General features: G+C 63.2%; 20 protein-coding genes and 1 pseudogene. 19 read left to right on the top strand and 2 right to left on the bottom strand.

The genetic code is table 11. The features are described 5' to 3' along the window. Window positions 1–68: 68 nt before the first annotated feature. Both D6850_RS18505 and D6850_RS18500 read left to right on the top strand, forming a co-directional pair. Window positions 69–371: a hypothetical protein gene (locus D6850_RS18505; RefSeq protein WP_121169105.1), complete on the top strand. Its 303-nt coding sequence runs from the start codon at window positions 69–71 to the stop codon at window positions 369–371. 124 nt (window positions 372–495) lie between these two features. Next, window positions 496–1,224 (top strand): DUF736 family protein, encoded by a 729-nt coding sequence (locus D6850_RS18500; RefSeq protein WP_121169104.1) that lies wholly within the window; start codon window positions 496–498, stop codon window positions 1,222–1,224. Between the two features lie 258 nt (window positions 1,225–1,482). On the opposite strand, the gene D6850_RS18495 is transcribed toward D6850_RS18500, so the two are convergent. Continuing rightward, a complete protein-coding gene (locus tag D6850_RS18495; protein WP_121169103.1) occupies window positions 1,483–1,899 on the bottom strand; it encodes a MerR family transcriptional regulator in 417 nt (138 codons plus the stop codon). 76 nt (window positions 1,900–1,975) lie between these two features. Between D6850_RS18495 and D6850_RS18490 the strand changes: the two genes are divergently transcribed. The 16 genes and pseudogenes from D6850_RS18490 to D6850_RS18415 all read left to right on the top strand — a co-directional run bounded on the left by D6850_RS18490 (window position 1,976) and on the right by D6850_RS18415 (window position 16,946). Further along, window positions 1,976–2,362 carry a mercuric transporter MerT family protein gene (locus D6850_RS18490; RefSeq protein WP_121169102.1) on the top strand — a complete coding sequence of 129 codons (387 nt, stop codon included), beginning with the start codon at window positions 1,976–1,978 and terminating at the stop codon, window positions 2,360–2,362. Window positions 2,363–2,375: 13 nt separating this feature from the next. Further along, entirely contained in the window at window positions 2,376–2,681 is a 306-nt protein-coding gene (locus D6850_RS18485; RefSeq protein ID WP_121169101.1) for an NAD(P)/FAD-dependent oxidoreductase, read from the top strand. A 9-nt stretch (window positions 2,682–2,690) separates the two neighbouring features. Beyond that, window positions 2,691–2,945: a hypothetical protein gene (locus tag D6850_RS18480; protein ID WP_121169100.1), complete on the top strand. Its 255-nt coding sequence runs from the start codon at window positions 2,691–2,693 to the stop codon at window positions 2,943–2,945. Continuing rightward, window positions 2,942–3,166 carry a mercury resistance system transport protein MerF gene (merF, locus tag D6850_RS18475; protein WP_121169099.1) on the top strand — a complete coding sequence of 75 codons (225 nt, stop codon included), beginning with the start codon at window positions 2,942–2,944 and terminating at the stop codon, window positions 3,164–3,166. The genes D6850_RS18480 and merF overlap by 4 nt, the downstream gene beginning before the upstream one ends. Then, window positions 3,159–4,583: a mercury(II) reductase gene (merA, locus tag D6850_RS18470; protein WP_121169098.1), complete on the top strand. Its 1,425-nt coding sequence runs from the start codon at window positions 3,159–3,161 to the stop codon at window positions 4,581–4,583. The genes merF and merA overlap by 8 nt, the downstream gene beginning before the upstream one ends. Window positions 4,584–4,642: 59 nt before the next feature. After that, entirely contained in the window at window positions 4,643–4,945 is a 303-nt protein-coding gene (locus D6850_RS18465; protein WP_245964263.1) for a hypothetical protein, read from the top strand. A 182-nt stretch (window positions 4,946–5,127) separates the two neighbouring features. Further along, a pseudogene (locus tag D6850_RS18460) lies at window positions 5,128–6,382 on the top strand (ISL3 family transposase). A gap of 174 nt (window positions 6,383–6,556) precedes the next feature. Then, window positions 6,557–7,213 carry a cytochrome c biogenesis protein CcdA gene (locus D6850_RS18455; RefSeq protein WP_245964262.1) on the top strand — a complete coding sequence of 219 codons (657 nt, stop codon included), beginning with the start codon at window positions 6,557–6,559 and terminating at the stop codon, window positions 7,211–7,213. After that, complete coding sequence (locus tag D6850_RS18450; protein ID WP_206019326.1) at window positions 7,210–8,460, top strand: MFS transporter; 1,251 nt, start codon at window positions 7,210–7,212, stop codon at window positions 8,458–8,460. The genes D6850_RS18455 and D6850_RS18450 overlap by 4 nt, the downstream gene beginning before the upstream one ends. Before the next feature lie 667 nt (window positions 8,461–9,127). Next, complete coding sequence (locus D6850_RS18445) at window positions 9,128–10,057, top strand: DUF2493 domain-containing protein (RefSeq protein WP_121169096.1); 930 nt, start codon at window positions 9,128–9,130, stop codon at window positions 10,055–10,057. 510 nt (window positions 10,058–10,567) lie between these two features. Further along, window positions 10,568–10,774 carry a hypothetical protein gene (locus D6850_RS18440; protein ID WP_121169095.1) on the top strand — a complete coding sequence of 69 codons (207 nt, stop codon included), beginning with the start codon at window positions 10,568–10,570 and terminating at the stop codon, window positions 10,772–10,774. A gap of 563 nt (window positions 10,775–11,337) precedes the next feature. Continuing rightward, window positions 11,338–11,931: a helix-turn-helix domain-containing protein gene (locus tag D6850_RS18435; RefSeq protein WP_121169094.1), complete on the top strand. Its 594-nt coding sequence runs from the start codon at window positions 11,338–11,340 to the stop codon at window positions 11,929–11,931. Continuing rightward, entirely contained in the window at window positions 11,918–14,251 is a 2,334-nt protein-coding gene (locus D6850_RS18430; RefSeq protein WP_121169093.1) for a relaxase/mobilization nuclease domain-containing protein, read from the top strand. Before D6850_RS18435 ends, D6850_RS18430 begins: the two co-directional genes overlap by 14 nt. Before the next feature lie 8 nt (window positions 14,252–14,259). Next, the gene (locus tag D6850_RS18425; RefSeq protein WP_121169092.1) at window positions 14,260–16,278 is read left to right on the top strand and encodes a type IV secretory system conjugative DNA transfer family protein; all 2,019 of its coding nucleotides are present in this window, start codon (window positions 14,260–14,262) and stop codon (window positions 16,276–16,278) included. Between the two features lie 103 nt (window positions 16,279–16,381). Beyond that, entirely contained in the window at window positions 16,382–16,654 is a 273-nt protein-coding gene (locus tag D6850_RS18420) for a type II toxin-antitoxin system ParD family antitoxin (RefSeq protein ID WP_245964261.1), read from the top strand. Next, window positions 16,644–16,946: a type II toxin-antitoxin system RelE/ParE family toxin gene (locus D6850_RS18415; RefSeq protein ID WP_245964260.1), complete on the top strand. Its 303-nt coding sequence runs from the start codon at window positions 16,644–16,646 to the stop codon at window positions 16,944–16,946. Before D6850_RS18420 ends, D6850_RS18415 begins: the two co-directional genes overlap by 11 nt. Before the next feature lie 258 nt (window positions 16,947–17,204). Here D6850_RS18415 and D6850_RS18410 read toward each other — a convergent pair whose 3' ends face one another. Then, window positions 17,205–18,398 (bottom strand): APC family permease, encoded by a 1,194-nt coding sequence (locus D6850_RS18410; RefSeq protein WP_121169091.1) that lies wholly within the window; start codon window positions 18,396–18,398, stop codon window positions 17,205–17,207. Window positions 18,399–18,421: 23 nt separating this feature from the next. Here D6850_RS18410 and D6850_RS19645 point away from each other — a divergent pair. Then, window positions 18,422–18,659 (top strand): hypothetical protein (locus D6850_RS19645; RefSeq protein WP_206019325.1); only part of this gene is annotated, 238 nt, incomplete at its 3' end.

The following is an 18,659-nucleotide window of genomic DNA, read 5'->3' as shown; positions in this document are numbered from 1 at the left end:
ATAGAAGCCCGGTCGGACGATCGGGCTTCTTGCGTCGTTTCCCCACCATTCTTCTTGAGGAGGATCGCATGACACTCGAAGACATCAAGGCGGCCGTCGATGCCGGGCAGACCGTGCACTGGGCCAATACCGGCTACGTTGTCCACAAGGACCGGCTCGGTCAGTACCTCATCACCTATGTGCCGAATGGTAGCTGCATCGGCCTGACCGACCGGGGCGGGCAACGGTTGAACGGAAAAGAAACGGAGTTCTTCATCGCGCAACCGAAGGACAGCGCGGAAAATCCGGGCAGCCAATCAAGACCAGACGGGCAGGGGAGGGGCGTAGCACCCGGAGGCGCGGGGGCATTCCCACTCGGACGGCAGCTCTGACCCGTGGGCGGGGCTGAAAGGAAAGCAGGCTTTCTGATTTGTGATCCCTCAAGGGGTCGAGAAAGCAATCCCGGATGCGCTGGCAAGAACGTCAGACACCGGCCAATCCAAAAGGAACCATCCCATGTTCGCAGGAACCCTCACCCGCAATGTCGAGACCGCAGCCGCTCAGTACACCGGCATGATCCATTCGACGCGCTTTGACATCGCCATCCAATTGGAGGCGCGGGCCAAGATGTCCGAGCGCAGCCCGGATTTTGATGTGACCGCGGTCAACAAATCGGGACGCAAGGTGCGCATCGGCACGGCCTGGAACGAGACCGGCAATGCATCCGGCAATCCCTACATCTCGATGCAGATCGATGTCGGCTTGGGCCCGTTCCGGGTCAACGCGGTCCAGACGAAAGAGGCGCGCGCGGCCCAGAGCAGCGAGTTCGAGATCATCCCGCTGGTCTCGAACGGCCTGATGAAATCCGGCTCGATCTCAGGCGAGCTCACCGCCATGGACGCCGACAATGCCTTCGCCGGTTACATCGCCAACATGATGTTCGACCTCGACTTCATGCTCATTGAGAATGGCTACAAGACGGAGGAGACCCACCCGGATTACCGGATCGAGGTCAGTTCCCCGCAGGGCAAACCGATCCGCGTCGGCTCAGCCTGGATGGCGAGGAGCAACCGGACCGGCAACGACTACCTCTCGCTGCTCATCAACACGCCTGATGGCGATCTGCGCGTCAACGCCGTACAGAACGAAGAGCAACGGGGCGGGCAGACCTTCTCGATCATTCCCTTCTTGGAGAGCGCCGAACAGGAGCAGCGGGCGAAGGCAGGTCTGGCGCTCGTCGCCTGATCGGGGCGTTTCGCCCAGGGGGCGCATGCAAAGCGCCTCCGGGCAGTTCATCTGGTCGCGCGCTGACGGAGTATCCAATCGAGCAGCGTATGACGCCTGTGATGCAAGCCTACGAGGGGAGCCGCGGCAACGCGGCTCCCCATTTTCGTGTCAGTTCGGTCGAAAGAATCCTCCGATGCAGGCCAGGTGGACAAAATGCGCGCTCGATGCCGCCTGCCAATGGTCGCTATCCGCGCTCACCGCATCCAAAAGCCAGTCTCACGCGTTGAACAGCGTCTCGATGATCGGACAGTCGGGAACATCACCCTTTGCGCATTCGGCAGCCATGCTGGTCAAGGCGCGCTCCAGTTTCTTCAGGTGCCTGATCTTGTCTTTCACCGAACCTAGATGCTCCATCGTCATTGCATGCACCTCGCCGCAGCTGACGCCATCCTGATCGACCATCTTCAGCATGGCGCGGATTTCGTCGATGCTCAAGCCGAGCTCGCGGCTGCGTTTGATGAAGGTGAGCCGCTTTAGATGCTCATGGGTGTATTGCCGGTTCCCACCGGCGGTTCGGTCGGGCTTAGGCATCAGTTCGATGCGCTCGTAGTAGCGGATCGTCTCGATGTTCACGCCGGTCCGGGCGGACATGGCACCGATCGGATAGCCTCGCGTGTTCGTGATCTTCGCCATGTCGGAAGCTCCTTGCATCTGTAGCCACTACAGACGGTACGCCCTTTACGAGGACGGATCAAATGAGGACCGGAGCATGACAACGGAGGCAGACGCAGAGCCCGAGCGGGAGCGCGATCTGGGCACGAAGGCCGCGGCCGCAGGCGGCATCCTGGGTGCGCTCGCGATGACGTCTTGCTGTATTCTGCCGCTGGTCCTCTTCAGTCTCGGCGCCACCGGCGCCTGGATCGGCCAACTCGGTGCGCTCTACCAGTACAAATGGATATTCTTTGCCTTTGCGGGCGCCTCCCTCGCCTACGGGTTCTGGAAGGTCCACCGGCCGACGCCTCGAGCCTGCGCAGACGGAACCTGCGAACGGACCGTGAACCAGCCTTTCATGAAGGTCGCGCTCTGGACAGCGACCGGCGTGGTCGCGCTCTCGCTGGCGTTCCCCTACATCGCCCCATCGCTCCTCGGATACTGAGAAAGGAACTCTCATGCGCAAGACATTCATCGTCATCGGCGCGGTGTTATTCGCCGCCGGTGCCGTTCATGCAGAAGAACGGCAGGCCCGTATCGAGGTCAGCGGCCTCTGGTGCCCGTCGTGCTCCTACATCGTCGGCGAGGCGCTGCAGAAATCGGCGAGCGTCGAGATCGTAAGCTTCGAGGAGCACGAAAGCGGCGAGTCCGGCGTCTACACGATCACCTTCGATGACACGCTGACGGCGCTGGAAGAGATCGTCGCTCAGCCGGCGGCCTATGGATACAACGCCGTCCTGCTGGACGATCCGTCGAATTCCTGAGGGCAAGCCATGCGCGACCAGACGCTCGGAATGATCCTGGCCACGGCGATTGCTGCCCCTGTCGGTGTGATCTGCTGCGGCGGCGGCCTTGCGCTGATCGTCTCAGCGATCGCCGGGCTGGCAGGCAGGCTTTCGGGGGCCGGTCTAATGGATGCTGTTCTGGCGGCCATGTTGGTGGGCGGCGTCGTGATGGCATACCAGCGCAGGCCCGGCCACAAACCGGCGATTGAAGAGCCAACCGATGCGGGGGAGCGCCGCTCATGAAGGACAAACTCCTGCTGACCGGTGTGATCGGCACGATAATCGCCGCGCTATGCTGCTTCACCCCGATCCTCATCATCCTGCTGGGGGTCGTCGGACTATCAGCGGCGCTCGGCTGGATCGACTTCGTGCTTTTGCCGGCGCTCGTCTTCTTCGTCCTTCTCACGATCTACGCCCTGGTCCGCAAGAACAGGCGGTCGCAACAAGGAAACTCCGATGTCTGACTGCTGCTCGAACGGGAACGAAAGCTACGACGTGGCCGTGGTCGGGGCGGGATCTGCCGGGTTCTCGGCCGCGATCACCGCCGCCGAGGACGGCGCACGCGTGGCGCTCATCGGCCATGGCGTCATCGGAGGCACCTGCGTGAACGTGGGCTGCGTGCCGTCAAAGGCGATGATCCGGGCGATGGAGGTGATGCATGCACCCGCCGCGGCGCGACGCTTCGTCGGGATCGAGGCCGAGGCCCGGATCACCGACTGGAAAGCGCTGGTTCGCCAGAAGCAGGCGCTGGTCGATGACCTGCGCGCCGCCAAATACATCGACGTCCTGCCGCGGCACAACGGCATCGCCTATCTGAAAGGCGCGGCCAGCTTCGTCGACGGCGGCAGGTTGACGGTCGGAGGCGCGCTCGTGTCCGCGGGCAAGATCATTCTCGCAACCGGCTCGCGCCCGCATATCCCCGACATCCCGGGGCTGGCCGAGGTCCGCCACCATGACAGCACCTCGATCCTCGAGTCGGAGCGGCGCCCTGAGACCCTCATAGTGATGGGCGGCGGCTACATCGGCGTCGAACTGGCCCAGGTTTTTGCTCGGGCTGGCACGAAGGTGACTATCGTCACCCGACGGGGGCTGCTCCCTGACGCGGAACCGGAGATCGGCGAGGCGCTGACGCGGAGTTTCAAGGAGGAAGGTATCTCTGTCAGAATTGTCCAATCCTACACACGTGTTGCGCAGCAGTCGGAGGGGATCGCGCTGACCGTGGAGACGGACGGCGGCACCCAGGTCTTTCAGGCAGAAGAACTCCTTCTTGCAACCGGGCGGGTCCCGAACACCGAGCACCTCGCTCTCGACCAGGCCGGTGTGGAGACCGGCGCCCAGGGCCGCATCGTGATTGACGACCGGATGCGGACGAGCCGCGTGGATGTCTACGCCGCAGGCGACGTCACCGGGCGCGATCAGTTCGTCTATATGGCGGCCTATGGTGCCAAGATCGCGGCGAAGAACGCCATGAACGGTGACAGCCTGATCTACGACAATTCGGCGATGCCGGCGGTCGTCTTCTCCGACCCGCAGGTGGCCAGCGTCGGCCTGACCGAAGCCGCGGCCAAGGCGGCGGGGCATGACGTGCGCACCTCGGTCCTGCCGCTCGATGCGGTGCCGCGGGCGCTGGCGGCGCGCGATACGAGGGGGCTTATCAAGCTGGTGGCCGACGGCTCGAGCAAACGGCTTCTGGGCGCGCATATCCTTGCGCCCGAGGGTGCAGACAGCATCCAGACCGCCGCGATGGCGCTCAGGGCGGGCATGACCTACGAGGATCTCGGCGCGATGATCTTCCCCTACCTCACGACGGTCGAGGGTCTGAAACTCGCCGCCCAAACCTTCGAGAAGGATGTGGCGGCGCTCAGCTGCTGCGCCGGGTGACGCGAGTGGCTGAGCGGAATAGAACGCGTGACCTACTTGCATCGCCGCTTGGCTTCGCCGTGCACTGGGGGCTGCCGATCCTCTTCATGCTGGCGGTCATCGGTGTATCGCATCCGGCCAAGACCTTGGTCTGGTTCGCGGCGCTGGTCTGGATGGGTGGCGCCTGCTTCCGGAATGCCCGTCGCTGCGGACGGCGGCACTGCTGCTGGACCGGGTCGTTTTTCCTGCTAATGACGCTACCCGTCCTCGCCCACGGCTACGGTGTCGTGACGCTCGGCGCCGAAGGATGGAAGTGGCTGGGCCTCTCCACCGGTATCGGCATCGTGGTTATCACGGCGATCACCGAGCGTCACGGAAAGTAGGTCCCTTCTCGATCTGTGTGGGTTGGCGAGCCGAACGCGGGCTGACGCGGCCCGACATGTTGTGCCCGGTAGGCGCGTCCGGCGCGGAGACCTCAACCATCGCAGCGGTGGACGCGCCGGGCCATGTTGGCCTGCCCATGGGTCCTTGGTAGCCTTCGGCCGTTTCGATCGAGGGGGACGACATGGGACCGGAGAAGAGCTTGTTCACGATGGCGCTTGGGCTGGAGGCGCCGTGGTATGTCGATGACGTGTCCTTCGACGCGTCGACCAAGCAGATTGATTTCGAGGTGGCGTTCGAACCTGGCAGTCGCTTCGAGTGTCCCTCCTGCGGTGCCGCGGACCAGCCGGTCCACGACACGCGGCGGCGCAGCTGGGAGTATCCGCTTCTTCGAGCACAAGGCCTTCATTCATGCCACCGTCCCGCGGGTCGCTTGCAGCCAATGCGACAAGACCCGGCAGGTGACGGTGCCATGGGCGCGCAGCGGGTCTGGCTTCACGCAGCTGTTCGATGCCTTCGTGATCGCGCTGGTGCGCGAGATGCCGGTGAAGGCGGTGGCCGACCTGCTGGACGTGGGCGACGATCGCATCTGGCGCGTCGTGACGCATTACGTCGAGGCGGCGCGGGCCGAGGAGGATTTCGGCGCCGTCACCGCCGTCGGGATCGACGAGACCGCGGCGCGGCGAGGCCACGCGTACATCACCCTTGTGCATGACCTCGAGGCCCGGCGTTTGCTCTTTGCCTGCGAGGGGCGCGATCAGGGCACCGTGGCGAAGTTCGTCGAGGATCTTGAGGCCCATGGCGGCGACGCGGGCAGCATCACCGCTGCCTGCATCGACATGAGCCGGTCGTACATCGCGGGCATGGGCAAGCATCTGACCGGGGCCGAGATCACCTTCGACCGCTTTCATGTCGTGAAGCTCGCCAACGAGGCGCTGGAGGAGGTCCGGCGCGCCGAGGTGCGCACGGAACCTGTCCTCAAGCGGTCGCGCTGGATGTGGCTGAAGGACAAGCATCGCTGGACGAAGACGCAGATCGCGCAGCACCACGACCTGTCGCGCCGCAGGCTCAAGACCGCGCGGGCGTTCCGGATGAAGGAAGAGTTGCGGGACATCTTCGCCCAAGTGGGCGGCAGGGCCGAAGCGGCGGAGCTGCTGACGGCGTGGCTCTCATGGGCGAAGCGATGCCGCCTGGCACCGTTCCGCAAGCTCGCCAGAACGCTTCAGGCGCACTGGGCGGGGATCCTGAACGGGTTCGACAGCGGGCTCACGAATGGCGGCGTCGAGGCCATCAACGGGCTGATCCAGGCCGCGAAGGCCCGCGCTCGCGGCTATCGCACGACCCGGAACTTCATCAACATGGCCTACCTTGTCGCCGGTCAGCTCAAACACCTGCCCGTGTCACCCTACGACACAACATCTGGTGCGGTCGCGAATTGACCGAGGACCTGTCCACCCACACAGACCGCGAAGAAGCCGGAAAGTATTTGTAGCCCTGTGGTCAATTGAAACAGGCGCTTCAGTTCGGATTTTTCAAAGCGCATTGACCTTCCAGCCGCTGCATGGGGCAAGATCGAAGGTGCGGCGAACTGGAGGCATTCTTTGGACCTGACATTGCAGACCCTGATCTTCGCCTTCGGCCTTGGCCTATTGGGCTTCGTCGAGCCCTGCACGATCGGGGCGCATATGTTATTTCTCGACGGCCAGACCAGGCGGCCAGTGACAGACCGGTTCAAGGCTGCGATGACCTTTCTCGCCGCACGGCTGGTGATCATGGGCGGGATCGGCGGCTTGATCGTGGTTCTCGGCCAGCAATTGATCGGTGTCCAGACGAGTTTCTGGCTGGTGTTCGGCGGTATCTATCTGGCGCTTGGCCTCGCCATACTCTTGGACGCGGAAAAGCTGCTCCGAACCCGGATTCGAATGACACCTGACACCTGGCGAACCGCCACCAACCCGGTTCTGCAGGGGGTGGCCTTCGGCTTCAACATCCCGGCATGCGCGGCACCGATCCTGTTCGGACTGATAGGAGCTTCAGCCGTCGCGGGCGCGACCATGAACGGTTTCGTATTGATGTCGGTCTTCGCGCTGGCCCTGTCGCTGCCGCTTCTTCCCTTGTCCATCGCACCAGGATTGGCCTGGCCGCTGGACCGGTTCGCGGCCTGGCTGCGGCCGCGGCGCTGGCTTCTCGGCACCATCCTGATCGCGCTCGGTCTCTGGTCGCTCTATTTCGGCCTCTACGTCGATCCGGCGGATTGGAGCGGGGCGTGACGGGACGCCGCCGTTTCTGGCACGTCGCGGGAGCCGGCGCCGCGTTCCAGGCCGGCTCATCGGCGGTGGACAGCGCAACGGTGATGTCGGCGCTGGTGTTCCAACTGACCGGCAGTCCGGTCGCCGTCGGCGCGGTCTCGACGATCCTGCGACTGGGTTGGTTGTTGCCGCAGTTGGTCGTGGGGTTTCTCGCCGGCAGGGGCGGATCGGCGATGCCCTTTTATGCAGTCGGCGCATTCGGGCGGACGGGCGCCATCGCGCTTCTGGCGGGAGTGCTATGGATCGGTGCCGCCGCCGGGCTGTCGCCGGCGGCACTTGGTATGGCGACACTGGCCCTCTGGACGCTCTACGCCTTCCTCAGCGGCATCGTCGGTGTGCCCTACAACGACATCGTCGCGCGCTCGGTGCCGGCGGACCTGCGCAGCCGTGTCCTCGCGCTGCGCTTCTTCGGTGGCGGCGTCGCGGGCCTCGGAGTGGCAGCCCTGGCAGACCGCCTGATCCGCAGCCTGGAGTTCCCAACCTCCTATGCCGCTGTATTCGCCATCGCCGCAGCCCTGATGCTGGTCTCCTCAATTGTCTTCGTTGCCATGGGGGAGCCGGACCGGTCGGCACCCGTCAGAACAGCGGACAGTTTCGCGACCTACTTGCGCGAAGGCATTGTCACCTATCGGACCGACAGGACCTTCCGCCAGTTTGTCATCGCGCAATGGTGCGGTGGCGCGGTTCTGATGGCGGCGCCATTCTTTGTCGTGGGTACGGAGACGCTGGGCGTCGGCCTGCAGAACGTGGCGCTGCTCCTTGCCGCGCAGACCGCCGGGGCGCTCCTGTCCAACGCGCTCTGGGGTTGGTGGGGAGACCGCCTTGGCAAGCTCAGCCTGATGCGCGCGATCGCGACCGCCCGCATCGGCCCGCCGCTTGCGCTGGTCGTCCTGCTGGTGGCTGACGCACCAGGCGGTACTCCGCTGCCGATCCTTCTGGGCGTGTTCTTCGTTCTCGGAGCGCTGACCAACGGTCTGACCATCGCCGTGATCGGCCTGCTGATGGAGATATCACCTGAAAACCGCAGGCCTGCCTATAGCGGGTATTTCAATGCCTTGTCGGCACCTGCCTACCTGCTCCCGCTGGTCGGAGGTGTGGTGGCAGCGGCGTTCGGACTGACGCTCGTCTTCACGATCGCGGCGGCAGCCGCGTTTGGGCAATCGGTCATTCTGTTTCGTATCAGGACGAGGAATGGGGACGATCACTGAAAGGCCTCGTGGTCATCTGTGCTGGCATGGCCGGAGCGATTGCCATCCGGGAATGTGCGTCAATCCAAACACGGCCATTGAAATGGGCGCCGCCGGATAGTGCCTATGCTTGGGGCCAGTACCGCAAAGCCTGACGGCCTCCCCTGCTCGGCTTCGCGTGTCGCAGGGGAGAACGGCCCTGCGGTCCGTCGCGCATTCGGCCATGCGGCCTCACCGCGGCGCAGCGCCCGGCATCCCGGTTTGCCCGTCTCGCGAGCACGCCGCTCCCCGGCCGCTCCGCCGGATTGCGCTCTGGTCTGTTTTGCAGAGCAAAACGATCCCGCCGCTCCATCCGTCTTTCGCGTCCGGTCACGCCGTTTGCCTGCTCGCGTCGGGCAAACCTACCGTCAATCACACACACATGAGCGTGGAAGCATATCCTCCGGATGGCCCCCGAATCAGCCCGCGTCAAGGATCGCAAAACTTTTCGGCGAGGGCGGTGCGAGTGAGAGGGTGATTTCAGTGCGCGATGACGCGCCTGAGGCGGGAGATGCGCCCGGAAAACTTTTGCGCCCGGCAAGCCGGCGGCTGCGCCGTCCCTGACCCGGACAGATTCGGTGAACCAGACATTCGGCCATGCCACCACACTCACGTGGTGGCTTAACACCCAATATCTGGAGATACCAACATGGCTTACGATCAAGCGAACACCTACGAGACCATCGAACTCTTCGGCCTGACGGAGAAGGACGCCCAGCTGCCGATCCCCGAGGACGGCATCCTGAAAGACAGCATCATCCGCGAGACTTTCGAAGCCCTGCTCGGTCAGCTTCGGAACACCGGGCTCGAGGCCGAAATCGAACCGCTCGCGCACGGGCTTGCAACGATTCTGCAGCGCCGCAAGATCGCCCTCGCGAAAGAAGTCGACCGTACAGCCGACAAGATCGGCGCGCTGGCGAAATCCCACGACGGATCCGAAATCGCCGAAACCGCCCTGGAAGAGGCACAGGCGCGCTTCCTGCAGCTGCGCGAGAGCGTCGGCGCCATAGAGACGATGTCCGAGGCGGCGGCGGAATGCTACGAGGTCGAAACCAGCCATGCCTTCATCCCGGCATCGGGATCGCGCGCGAGCGTCCGGGCACAGGAGACGGGGGCAGTCTTCGAAGCCCGGCAGCTTCTCGAGCAACACGACCGGGAGACGGCCGCGAAGTCGAAAGTCGAGGGGGTTCCCCTGATCGTCTCGGGCGCGACCGACTGGAGTGATATCGATGTGATCTTCAACACGCTCGACAAGGTTCGGGAGCGCATCAAGCAGAAGCGCAATCAGGACATCTTCCTCTGCCACAAGGGCGGCAAGCACGGGGCCGAGATGATCGCGGCCCGGTGGGCGCGGGCGCGCGGTGTCGCGCAGGCGCGGTTCGATCCACGCTGGTCCGCACATGGACGGGCAGCTCCGTTCAAATGCAATGACGAGATGCTGGACGACAAGTTCGCCGCAACCGGAGTTGTGCTCTTCGGAGGCAACGGGGTCGCGCTGAACCTCGGGCAGAAGGCGGAGGCGAAAGGTCTGACGGTCATGCGGGTCGCTGATCCGGCAAAGAAACCCGTAGAGGGTTGAAGTGAGAGGGTCGCCTTCGGGCGGCCCTTTCTTCGTTTCTCATGGGCCTGGTGGGAGCCGGGTTTGGTATAGCACGCCGTCCCTTCGTCTTGGTCCACCAGATAGCGCCGCATCCTCGTCGGTTTCTCATTGGGTCTCGTGATCGGCGGTCAACCCCACGCAGTCCTACCTCGGTCCAAAAGCCGAGCTTGAGGCAGATGAACGGCACTTCCCGATCAGCGGCAATCCGGAACACGGCCCCCGTGTGTGGCGGTTTGAGGCAACCGGGCGCGTCATCTCGACATGCACAAGGCCGATGACGCCTGCGTTGTGGAAGCGGCCATCCGGGTCACTCCTTTTTGCTCATAGATGTGGATCGCACGGGGTCGGCCCGGCCGTGCCCTCCGCTTCGCTCCGGCAAGCGCAAATACGGTTTCCACGCCTTTGGCGCGGACCCTCCGCATTTGCGCTTGCGACCGGGCCTCTTGCCCCCGTGCCGGCAGATCCCCATCGCAAAAAGGAGTGACCCAAATGACCAGCCACTACGTCGCCACCGTCCCCGTCAAGTTCACCGACAATGACGGCCAGGAGCGCACCCGCTTCCAACGCGTCGGGGCCATGTTCCGCAACACCCGCAACGGCGACGGCTCGGAGTTCTTCAGCCTCAAGCTCGACTTCCCCGTCGCGGTCTCGGAGTTGGTGATGTTCCCGCCGAGTTCGAAGGAACCCCAGGAGTAAATCCTCTGACGAGGATGGGCCGCCGCGAGGCGGCCCTTTCCCTGTTCCAGGGAACGCTGCGCCGGTGCGGCGACCACTGCGAATTGCAGCGGTCACCTTTAAGGTGTCAGCGCAGGCGGTCCTGACGAGGATATGCTGGTGAAAGGGACCGCGACAGACCTGCCAGCCAGCCTCAAGGGGGCCATCCCCAAAAACAGTCAGGCGCTGCCTGCCGGTTTTTGGGGCAGAGATTTGGTGGCCCAAATCTGGCCTCCCTTGACCCTGTCCGTCAGCCCTGTCGGTGAGGAAATGCGCCGGCCCTCGCTTCCGTCCGAACACATGCGTGTTCGGCCTGAACCTCGGCGCGGGCACGAGAAAAGGCGGTCGGTACACAGGGGGTGCTGAGTGGGTCGTTGAGGTCCTGCGGACCGGGCCTCGCGCCTTTCGGCGCTCGGCGTGAAACGGAATACGAGGCCGCGTAAGATGAATCTACGTAAATATAGTCTTGACCTGTTGTTATAGTTTCGTAAGGTGGGGTGCTGCCTCGTATGAAGGTGGCAGGAAATAGGGGGGCTTTCTTCCGCATGACCCGGACCAAGAGACTGAGCGAAGCCGAGAAGATGGAGATCGTCCGTGAAGCCGCGGAAGGGGTCTCGACCTCGGTGCTGGCCGCGCGGTTCGGCGTTACGGCGCGGGCGGTACGGTACACGTTGAAAGCAGATAGAGAGCGGCTTCAGGACACGGGCGTGGCGACGGCTGCCGTGACCGTGAAGCTGACCCAAGAGGAGCTTACAGCCTTCGATGAGGTGATCAGAGCTGCAGGTATCGAGACGCGCACGGAAGCGCTCAGGAGGCTCATCCAGGCGGCTGGCGGGGTCTTCGTGCCAGACGTGCAGTTGGCCGCCGAGATGGCGCGCTACCAGGCCTCTCTCCATGAGGTCGGTAACGGGGTCGCGCAGATCGCCAAGCAGATGACGCTAGCCAACCGGATGGGGCAGGGAGATAGTGATGGCATGCCTGCCGCGTTCTCCGAATTGCGGCTTGTGCAGATGCGCGGGCTGGCGCGGTTCATCCTTGATTCCGCTGATGAGATCGACCTGCTCGTCCGTCGTCGCAGGAACGCGATGCAGCTGGACGCCACGGCCGCGCTGAGGGAGTTCGCCCATGCGGCTGAATGATGCCGTCGATGCCGTCACCGGCGAAGTGTTCCGGGACGGGTGGAGCCGGATCCGGGGCTCGATGCAGGGGCTGCAGGCCGCCCGCCAGAAGCAACTGGTGCGTGCCGCCGCCGGACACAGGGCGGCGGTCTTCAAGGCGATCCGGGGTGGCGGCACGCATACCAAATCGCAGCTGGCCAACCAGCTTGATTACCTCACCACCAAGTCCACCCATATCGTCGACAGCAGCGGTTTCCTCGACGGAAAGTCGAAGCTCGAGGCGCGCGAGATCAAGGATCTGACCGAGCGCTTCGCCAAGCGGTGGAGTGCCGGGTTCAAGCCCAAGCTCGGACAGACCACGCATATGCTCATGTCCTATCCCATCGGCACGCGCGGCGAGGATGTGCGCGACATTACGTCGAATGTGGCCGAGCGGTTCTTCCAGACCGAGGCGGGGCATTTCGACTACATCATCGCGGTGCATGAGGACCGCGATCACCCGCACGCGCATATAGTATTGAACCGTCGTTCGCAGGAGGGCGAGTTCTTCTTCCTTGGGCGCAATCACCGGTTCAACTACGACGATTTTCGCCTGGCGATGGTCGATGAAGCCGAGAAATACGGGGTCCGTCTGGAGGCCACCCGGCGGTTGGATCGCGGTGTCGTGCATTACCCGCCCCGGACCCGCGAGGTCTATGCCGCGAAGGAAGAGGGGCGGGTGCCCGAGCCCCGCGCCCGCGTCGGGGCGGATCTGGATCGCGCCCTGGAAGAAATCGCCAATACACGGATCGTCTATCACTCGCTGGCCGCAGAAGCCTCATCCGAGAACCGCGAAGACATTGCCGACGCCTTGTTCCGCGCCGGGGAGCTCCTGGCGAAGGGCGGAAAAATCAATCTGGAAGGAAGCGTCTATATGGCGGAAGAGCACTCGTTCGAGGATCTGAGAACCCGCTACGCCGACCAGGTCGAACGCATCCAGGGCATGATCGCCGAGAAACCCGAGACAGAGCGACCGAAGCTCGAGAAGAGCCTGAATGACATCCAGGCGCGGCTGGCGCACATGCAGCCATTGGGACTTAGGTCGGTGACGCTGACCGAGCGGCCCTCAGAGGACGGCGTCTATTCCGAGGTCAACATCGACCGCGACCAGCTGGATCGCTTGCAGGAGCCGGAGGTTCGGGCGCAGGTCGATACCGCGCTCCGGGGGACCGGGATCAGCAGTTCGGTGGTGGTCGCGCGGATGGAGACCGGCGCGCAGAATGCAGCACTTGAACGCCAGTGGATCGCTGACGATCTAGCGCGGGTGGCTTCAAACGACGGTCTCAACCTCGAACGCCGAGAGGATCTGGAGACGGCGCGCGAGGCCCTCAACCGGGCCCATGTTCAACTCGGCACCACGTTGGAGCGGGCAGGCGTCTTACGCCAGGACGGTGTCGTGGAAGACGAGACAGCGTTGGAGCGGTTCCACTACGACCCCGAGGCCGCCCGGACAATGGAAGCGACAATCCGACAGGAGATGCGCAGAGACGGCCTGACGGAACAGCAGATCGAAGATCGGGACTGGGAGGTTGTCTCCCGGGCGGAACGCCGGCTTGAGGTCGAGCAGCGCGCCTGGCTCGAGGCGCATCCGGAACTGCTCGCACGTCCCGGTGATGTGATCGACCGGTCGGAGCCTTACAGGGAACACATCACCGACGAAGCCCGGGCCGGGGAGATCGCCCGGGAGGTCGAGCGGCTGACGGACGGGCCCGATGTCCGAACGCCCGTTGCGGACGCCGTCACGGCCGATTTCCGGGCGCGGTATCCGGACATGCCGACTCACCTCACGCGCGGACTTGGAGCGACCTATGCGTCCGTCGTCGAGATGCGGGATACGGAGGCCATCAATCAGGTCCGTCGCGATACCGAAATACGCGACGCGCTTGGAGCCGGATCGACCGACGGTCCGCAAGCCGCCGAGCGTGAAAGCGCGGCGCGGCTCATCCGGGCAGACCGCCAGTCTGACGAGATTGCGCGGATCGTCGAACACGAGCGCACGGGCAATTTGTCGTCGCCGTTTGAAGATGCCGGCCAGCGCTTGAGCTACCGCGAGGCGGTCGAGCGGGAGCTTGAGGCGGCGCAGATCGAGAGACTGTGCGATGGGGATGCTGACGTGCTGAAAGATCACATCGAAGATCGGCTCGACCGGCTTTACGCGGCGAAACACTATCTGCAATCCGACGCGGCGACGGCGAACAGCGAGGCGACACGGGCCGTGGTCGAGGAGATCGCGGATCGGGAGTACGAGCTTCATCGCGCCGATCTTATGGACGGCGAAACCGAGCGGGGAGAGACACATTGAGCGCGCCCATGGGAAAGACCCGCATTGCCATCGGCGTTGCCCTGATCACGCTCGTCGCCATCGCGATCGGCTATGTCATTGCCTCGGCCGTCCTGACGTTCAAGGACCTGGGGTTCCGGGCGGATATCGATTTTTTCTACATCGCCGAAAACTATCTCGCGATCCGTGATATCCGGCCGGACGACTTCCGCGTGATCAACCTGATCATGGGCGGGGCAGGGGTGGCGGGGCTGATGATGAGCCTTGCGATGTCCGGCTCGGCGCTCACCCGCTTCGGCTATACCCATTGGCAGACGCGCCGGGAGATGAAGCGGAACGGATTCTTCGGCAAGCCGGGCACCGGCTTCGTGATCGGCAAGCTCGGCAGGCCGAAATCCCGCACCCCGTTCCTCTGCTCCAAGACCTTCCCTCATGCGCTCATCGTGGCACCGACCGGACGCGGCAAGACCACCGGCTTCGTCATCCCGAACCTGCTGACCTGGCAGGGATCGGCGGTCGCGCTCGATGTGAAGGGCGAATGCTACGAAGCCACGGCAAGGCATCGTGCCGCACAGGGCGATGAGGTCTTCCGCTTCGCCCCCACGGATTGGGAGACCAAGCGGACGCATCGCTACAACCCGCTCCTGCGAATCTTTGACCTCGAGGATCCGGCGCGCCAGCAGATGGAGCTCCAGCTCCTCGCAACGCTCTTCCTGCAGAACGACAACGACCGGGTACAAGGCCTCCTGAAAGGCGGGATCGATCTCTTCGTCGCGGCTGGCCTTCTGGCCTTCCAGCGCGGCAAGCCGACCTTGGGCGAAATCTACCGCATCGCCGCCTCGGGCGGAAACAAGCAGAAGGAGTATCTCGCGCGGTCCCACGAGGTCGAGAACGCCGCTGCCAAGCTGATCTTCACGCGGCTGGCCTCGACCAATAACGACACGCTGACCTCCTATGTGTCGCTCCTGATGACTTCGGGCCTTGACCAGTGGCAGAACCCGGCGATCGATGACGCGACCGCGGTATCGGACTTCGATTTCCGGACGATCCGCAAGAAGCCGTTCAGCGTCTACCTGGTCGTGCAACCCCTCATGGTGAAACCGCTGGCGCCGCTGATCCGGCTGTTCTTCTCCGATCTTCTCTCCGCGCTACAAGACAAGGAACCTAGGCCGGACGAGCCCTGGCCGGTGATGATCATGCTCGACGAGTTCAACCGGTTGGGCAAGATGCCGATCGTCGCCGAGAGCATAGAGGTATTGCGCCACTACCGCGGGCACCTGGCGGTGGTCACCCAGACCATCCCCGCCATCGACGAGATCTACGGCGAGAACACGCGGCGTGCGCTGCAGGGCAATGCCGGCGTGAAGCTCTACCTGACGCCCTCGGATGAGAAGACCGTCGAGGAGCTGAGCAAGGCTGTCGGCAAGACCACGAAGACGGTGGTGACGCGCTCCCGGTCGATCGGCAAGAACCCCTTCGAGGGACGTAGCCAGTCGGAACGCACCGAAGAAACCTCGCTTCTGCCGGAGGACGAGGCGCGGCGGTTGCCGCTCGACGAGATCGTCATCGTCGTCGATGCGCAGATGCCGATCCGAGCCAAGCGGGTGGTGTATTTCGAGGATCCGTTTTTCAGGAACATCCATGCGGCGCAGAAGGGGGATATGCCATTTCCACCTGGACCGGACGGCGCCGAAGGTGCGACCGGTCACCCGCACACCTCTGATCCAGGCACGCAACCTTCGCGTTCGGGTGATTTGCGCGCAGGTGAGATCAGCGAAGTGAATGGGGCGCGGCATCGACCCGCACCGTCCCGGGCGTCAAAGCGAACTCGCGCGCGCGCGGTTCAGGAAACGGTTGTCGCGGAAGCGCAACGACAGATGGAAATGGATTTTGCTTCGCCGGTCGAACTCACGACCGACATACCGACGGAGGATGATGTTTCGCTGGTGACAACTGCCTTGGGCGACTTGGAACGGTTGGAACATGAACTGTCGCGCACGGACGAGTCGACGGGGGACGCCGGAGAAAAGCAGCACATTGGTTCGTAATAATCGGCTTAACACGCGGCACGGCGCCGAATGGGCCTGACCGGGATCACTGCAGCACCTCTTTCCCGGCTTGAAACCTTCATTATACCCATATATCTTATTCATGCGTATTTTGGAGACCGCCATGGCAAGCACCAGTGTCACGCTCGGGCCGCACTGGGACGAGTTCATCGCCCTGATGCTGAAAGAAGGGCGCTACGGATCGACCAGCGAGTTGATCCGCGCCTCTCTGCGCCTGATGGAGGAGCAGGAAGGCCAGCGCGCACGCCTGCGGGTCGCCCTTATGGAAGGTAAACGATCTGGCGATGCAGGACCTCTGGACATGAACGCGATCAAGCGCCAGGCGCGTGCTCGGTCCCGCGCGAATGATGCGTGAAATCCGGCTGAGCGACGCCGCCAGGACCGACCTTCTCGGCATCTGGGCCGAGACATTCCGGAAATGGGGTCCCGATCAGGCGGACAGATACCTCGACGACATCGACCGTGCCCTGAATGGTCTGATCGACAATCCACTGATGGGAACAGACTGTTCGGATCTCCTGCATGGTGCCCGGAGACTGATCACCGGGCGGCATCTGGCATTCTACGAACTCGATGGGGACGCAATCTTCGTGATCCGCCTCCTGCACCAATCCATGGACGTCTCGCGTTACCTGCGGCAGTTGTAACGCCAGCAAGTCTCATTGGGACTATTCCCACAGAAGAGCAGAGCAAGGGGCAGGGCTGGAGAGATTGACGCGTTGGCAGGGGCTGGCGTCGAGCTTGCTTCGAGATTCGGAATGGACTGATTGTGAGGGTTCAAACGAAACGGGATTGATGCAGCAAGCTTGACATCAGCCCAAATTCAGCTGGGTGGCCATTCATCCAGCGCGTGGCCAAGCCGCGGTTCGAGCCCAAAGCGGTCACCGCACCGCAGGCTAAGGCAATTATTCCACAGAGCGCCCGAAAGCGACGATCAAGGCGGCCAGGATGGTCGCTGTCGCGAAGATGGTCATCCGTGTTGCATCGCGGTTCCGCCACGCGCCAACCGTCGCGATTGCAGCCTGCAAGACATAGTAAAGCGCAAAAGCACGCGATGCATAGCTGATGATTTGAAAAACGTTCGTCGTCCAGGTCAGCACAAGCCCGGCCGCCACCAGAATGGCGTAGGCTTGGCGCGCGGTGATCCGTTTCCCGGCTAACTCCTCGATCAGCCCGCCGGATCCGCTGGTATCGGCCACGGCGGCGCTCAGTTGCGCGCTTAGCGCCGCGACGACCAGAAGGAGGGGTAGAATCGGGGCCACAATCTCCATCGCTGCGATAATCGCAGTCTCGTCCAATGGCATTGTCCCGCGTGGAAGCGAGTAAGCGAGCAGTGCTAGGTAGACCATGTAGATGGCGGTCGAAATTCCCTGTGCCAGCCGCATCGAGCGTATACGAGTTTTGACATCGTAGGTCGCGCCGAGATAGCGAGACGTCTCGAATCCCTGAACGGTGACGATCAGACCGAAAGCAAGTGTCACGCCGCCCCATCCGGTTACGTTCGAGGGATTGAAGACCAGGTCGCCAGTGGTCGCCTTCCGGGCAAAGTAGTGGGTGAGGCCGAAAAGCAGTCCCCCGATGATGGCAAGTTTGATGCCGACCGATACCTGCTCCAGCCGCTCCAGCCCGGAGAACCCACGCGTCCAGCCAATCAGTAGGATCAGGAGGAAGATGGCGCTGGACAGAAGCCGCGCATGGAACGTATCGGCCACCGGTGTGAGACTGACGCCAAACGCTCCAAACAAATTCAGGTAGTAGGCGACCGAGATGATGTAGGCGAAGGCCAGCGACCAGGACGACAGCGTCTCAAGACGGGCCTCGACGCGCTGCCTTCGTCCCGCCTCGCGATCAATTGTGATCATGTTGGCGCGGATGGCGGCGCCAAAGAGGTAGGCGCCGCCGCAGAGAACCAGCATGACGGCGGGCGCGAGATAGCCGTAGCTATCTTCGAGTATTGGCCCCAGAACGAGAAAGCCGCTGCCAATAATCGAGGCCAGCGGTGTGATGGTCGCCAGCCACAGCGGTGCTTTGGCCAGCTTCGGGTGGATCAGCACACCCGCGACCACGACGATAACCAGAAGGATCAGTGCGCTTTGCATAGGGTTTCTTGTAGTTCAAAATTGTGGGCGTTGAACATCGGGCCGGTTTTCAAGTAGATCACGAAATCTCAACGACCGCTCCGTCCCGCATCTTTCCCATTCGTGTACAGCGCAGCGAACGTCAGCTTATCTCGGATTCTGTTGAAAAACACCGTGTTGCTGACGCAGAAAACTTGGTGGTGAAGGGCGCGCGAGCGCCTTTTTTGTCAGGCTTTGCGCATTTGCTGCGGTGCCGGAAAAATCTTGGCCAGTTTCCGAAGG

Source organism: Roseovarius spongiae (genome assembly GCF_003651245.1).
Lineage (GTDB): Bacteria > Pseudomonadota > Alphaproteobacteria > Rhodobacterales > Rhodobacteraceae > Roseovarius > Roseovarius spongiae.
The sequence above is the reverse complement of the archived record's forward strand: the minus strand, read 5'-3'. Positions and strand labels throughout refer to the sequence as shown.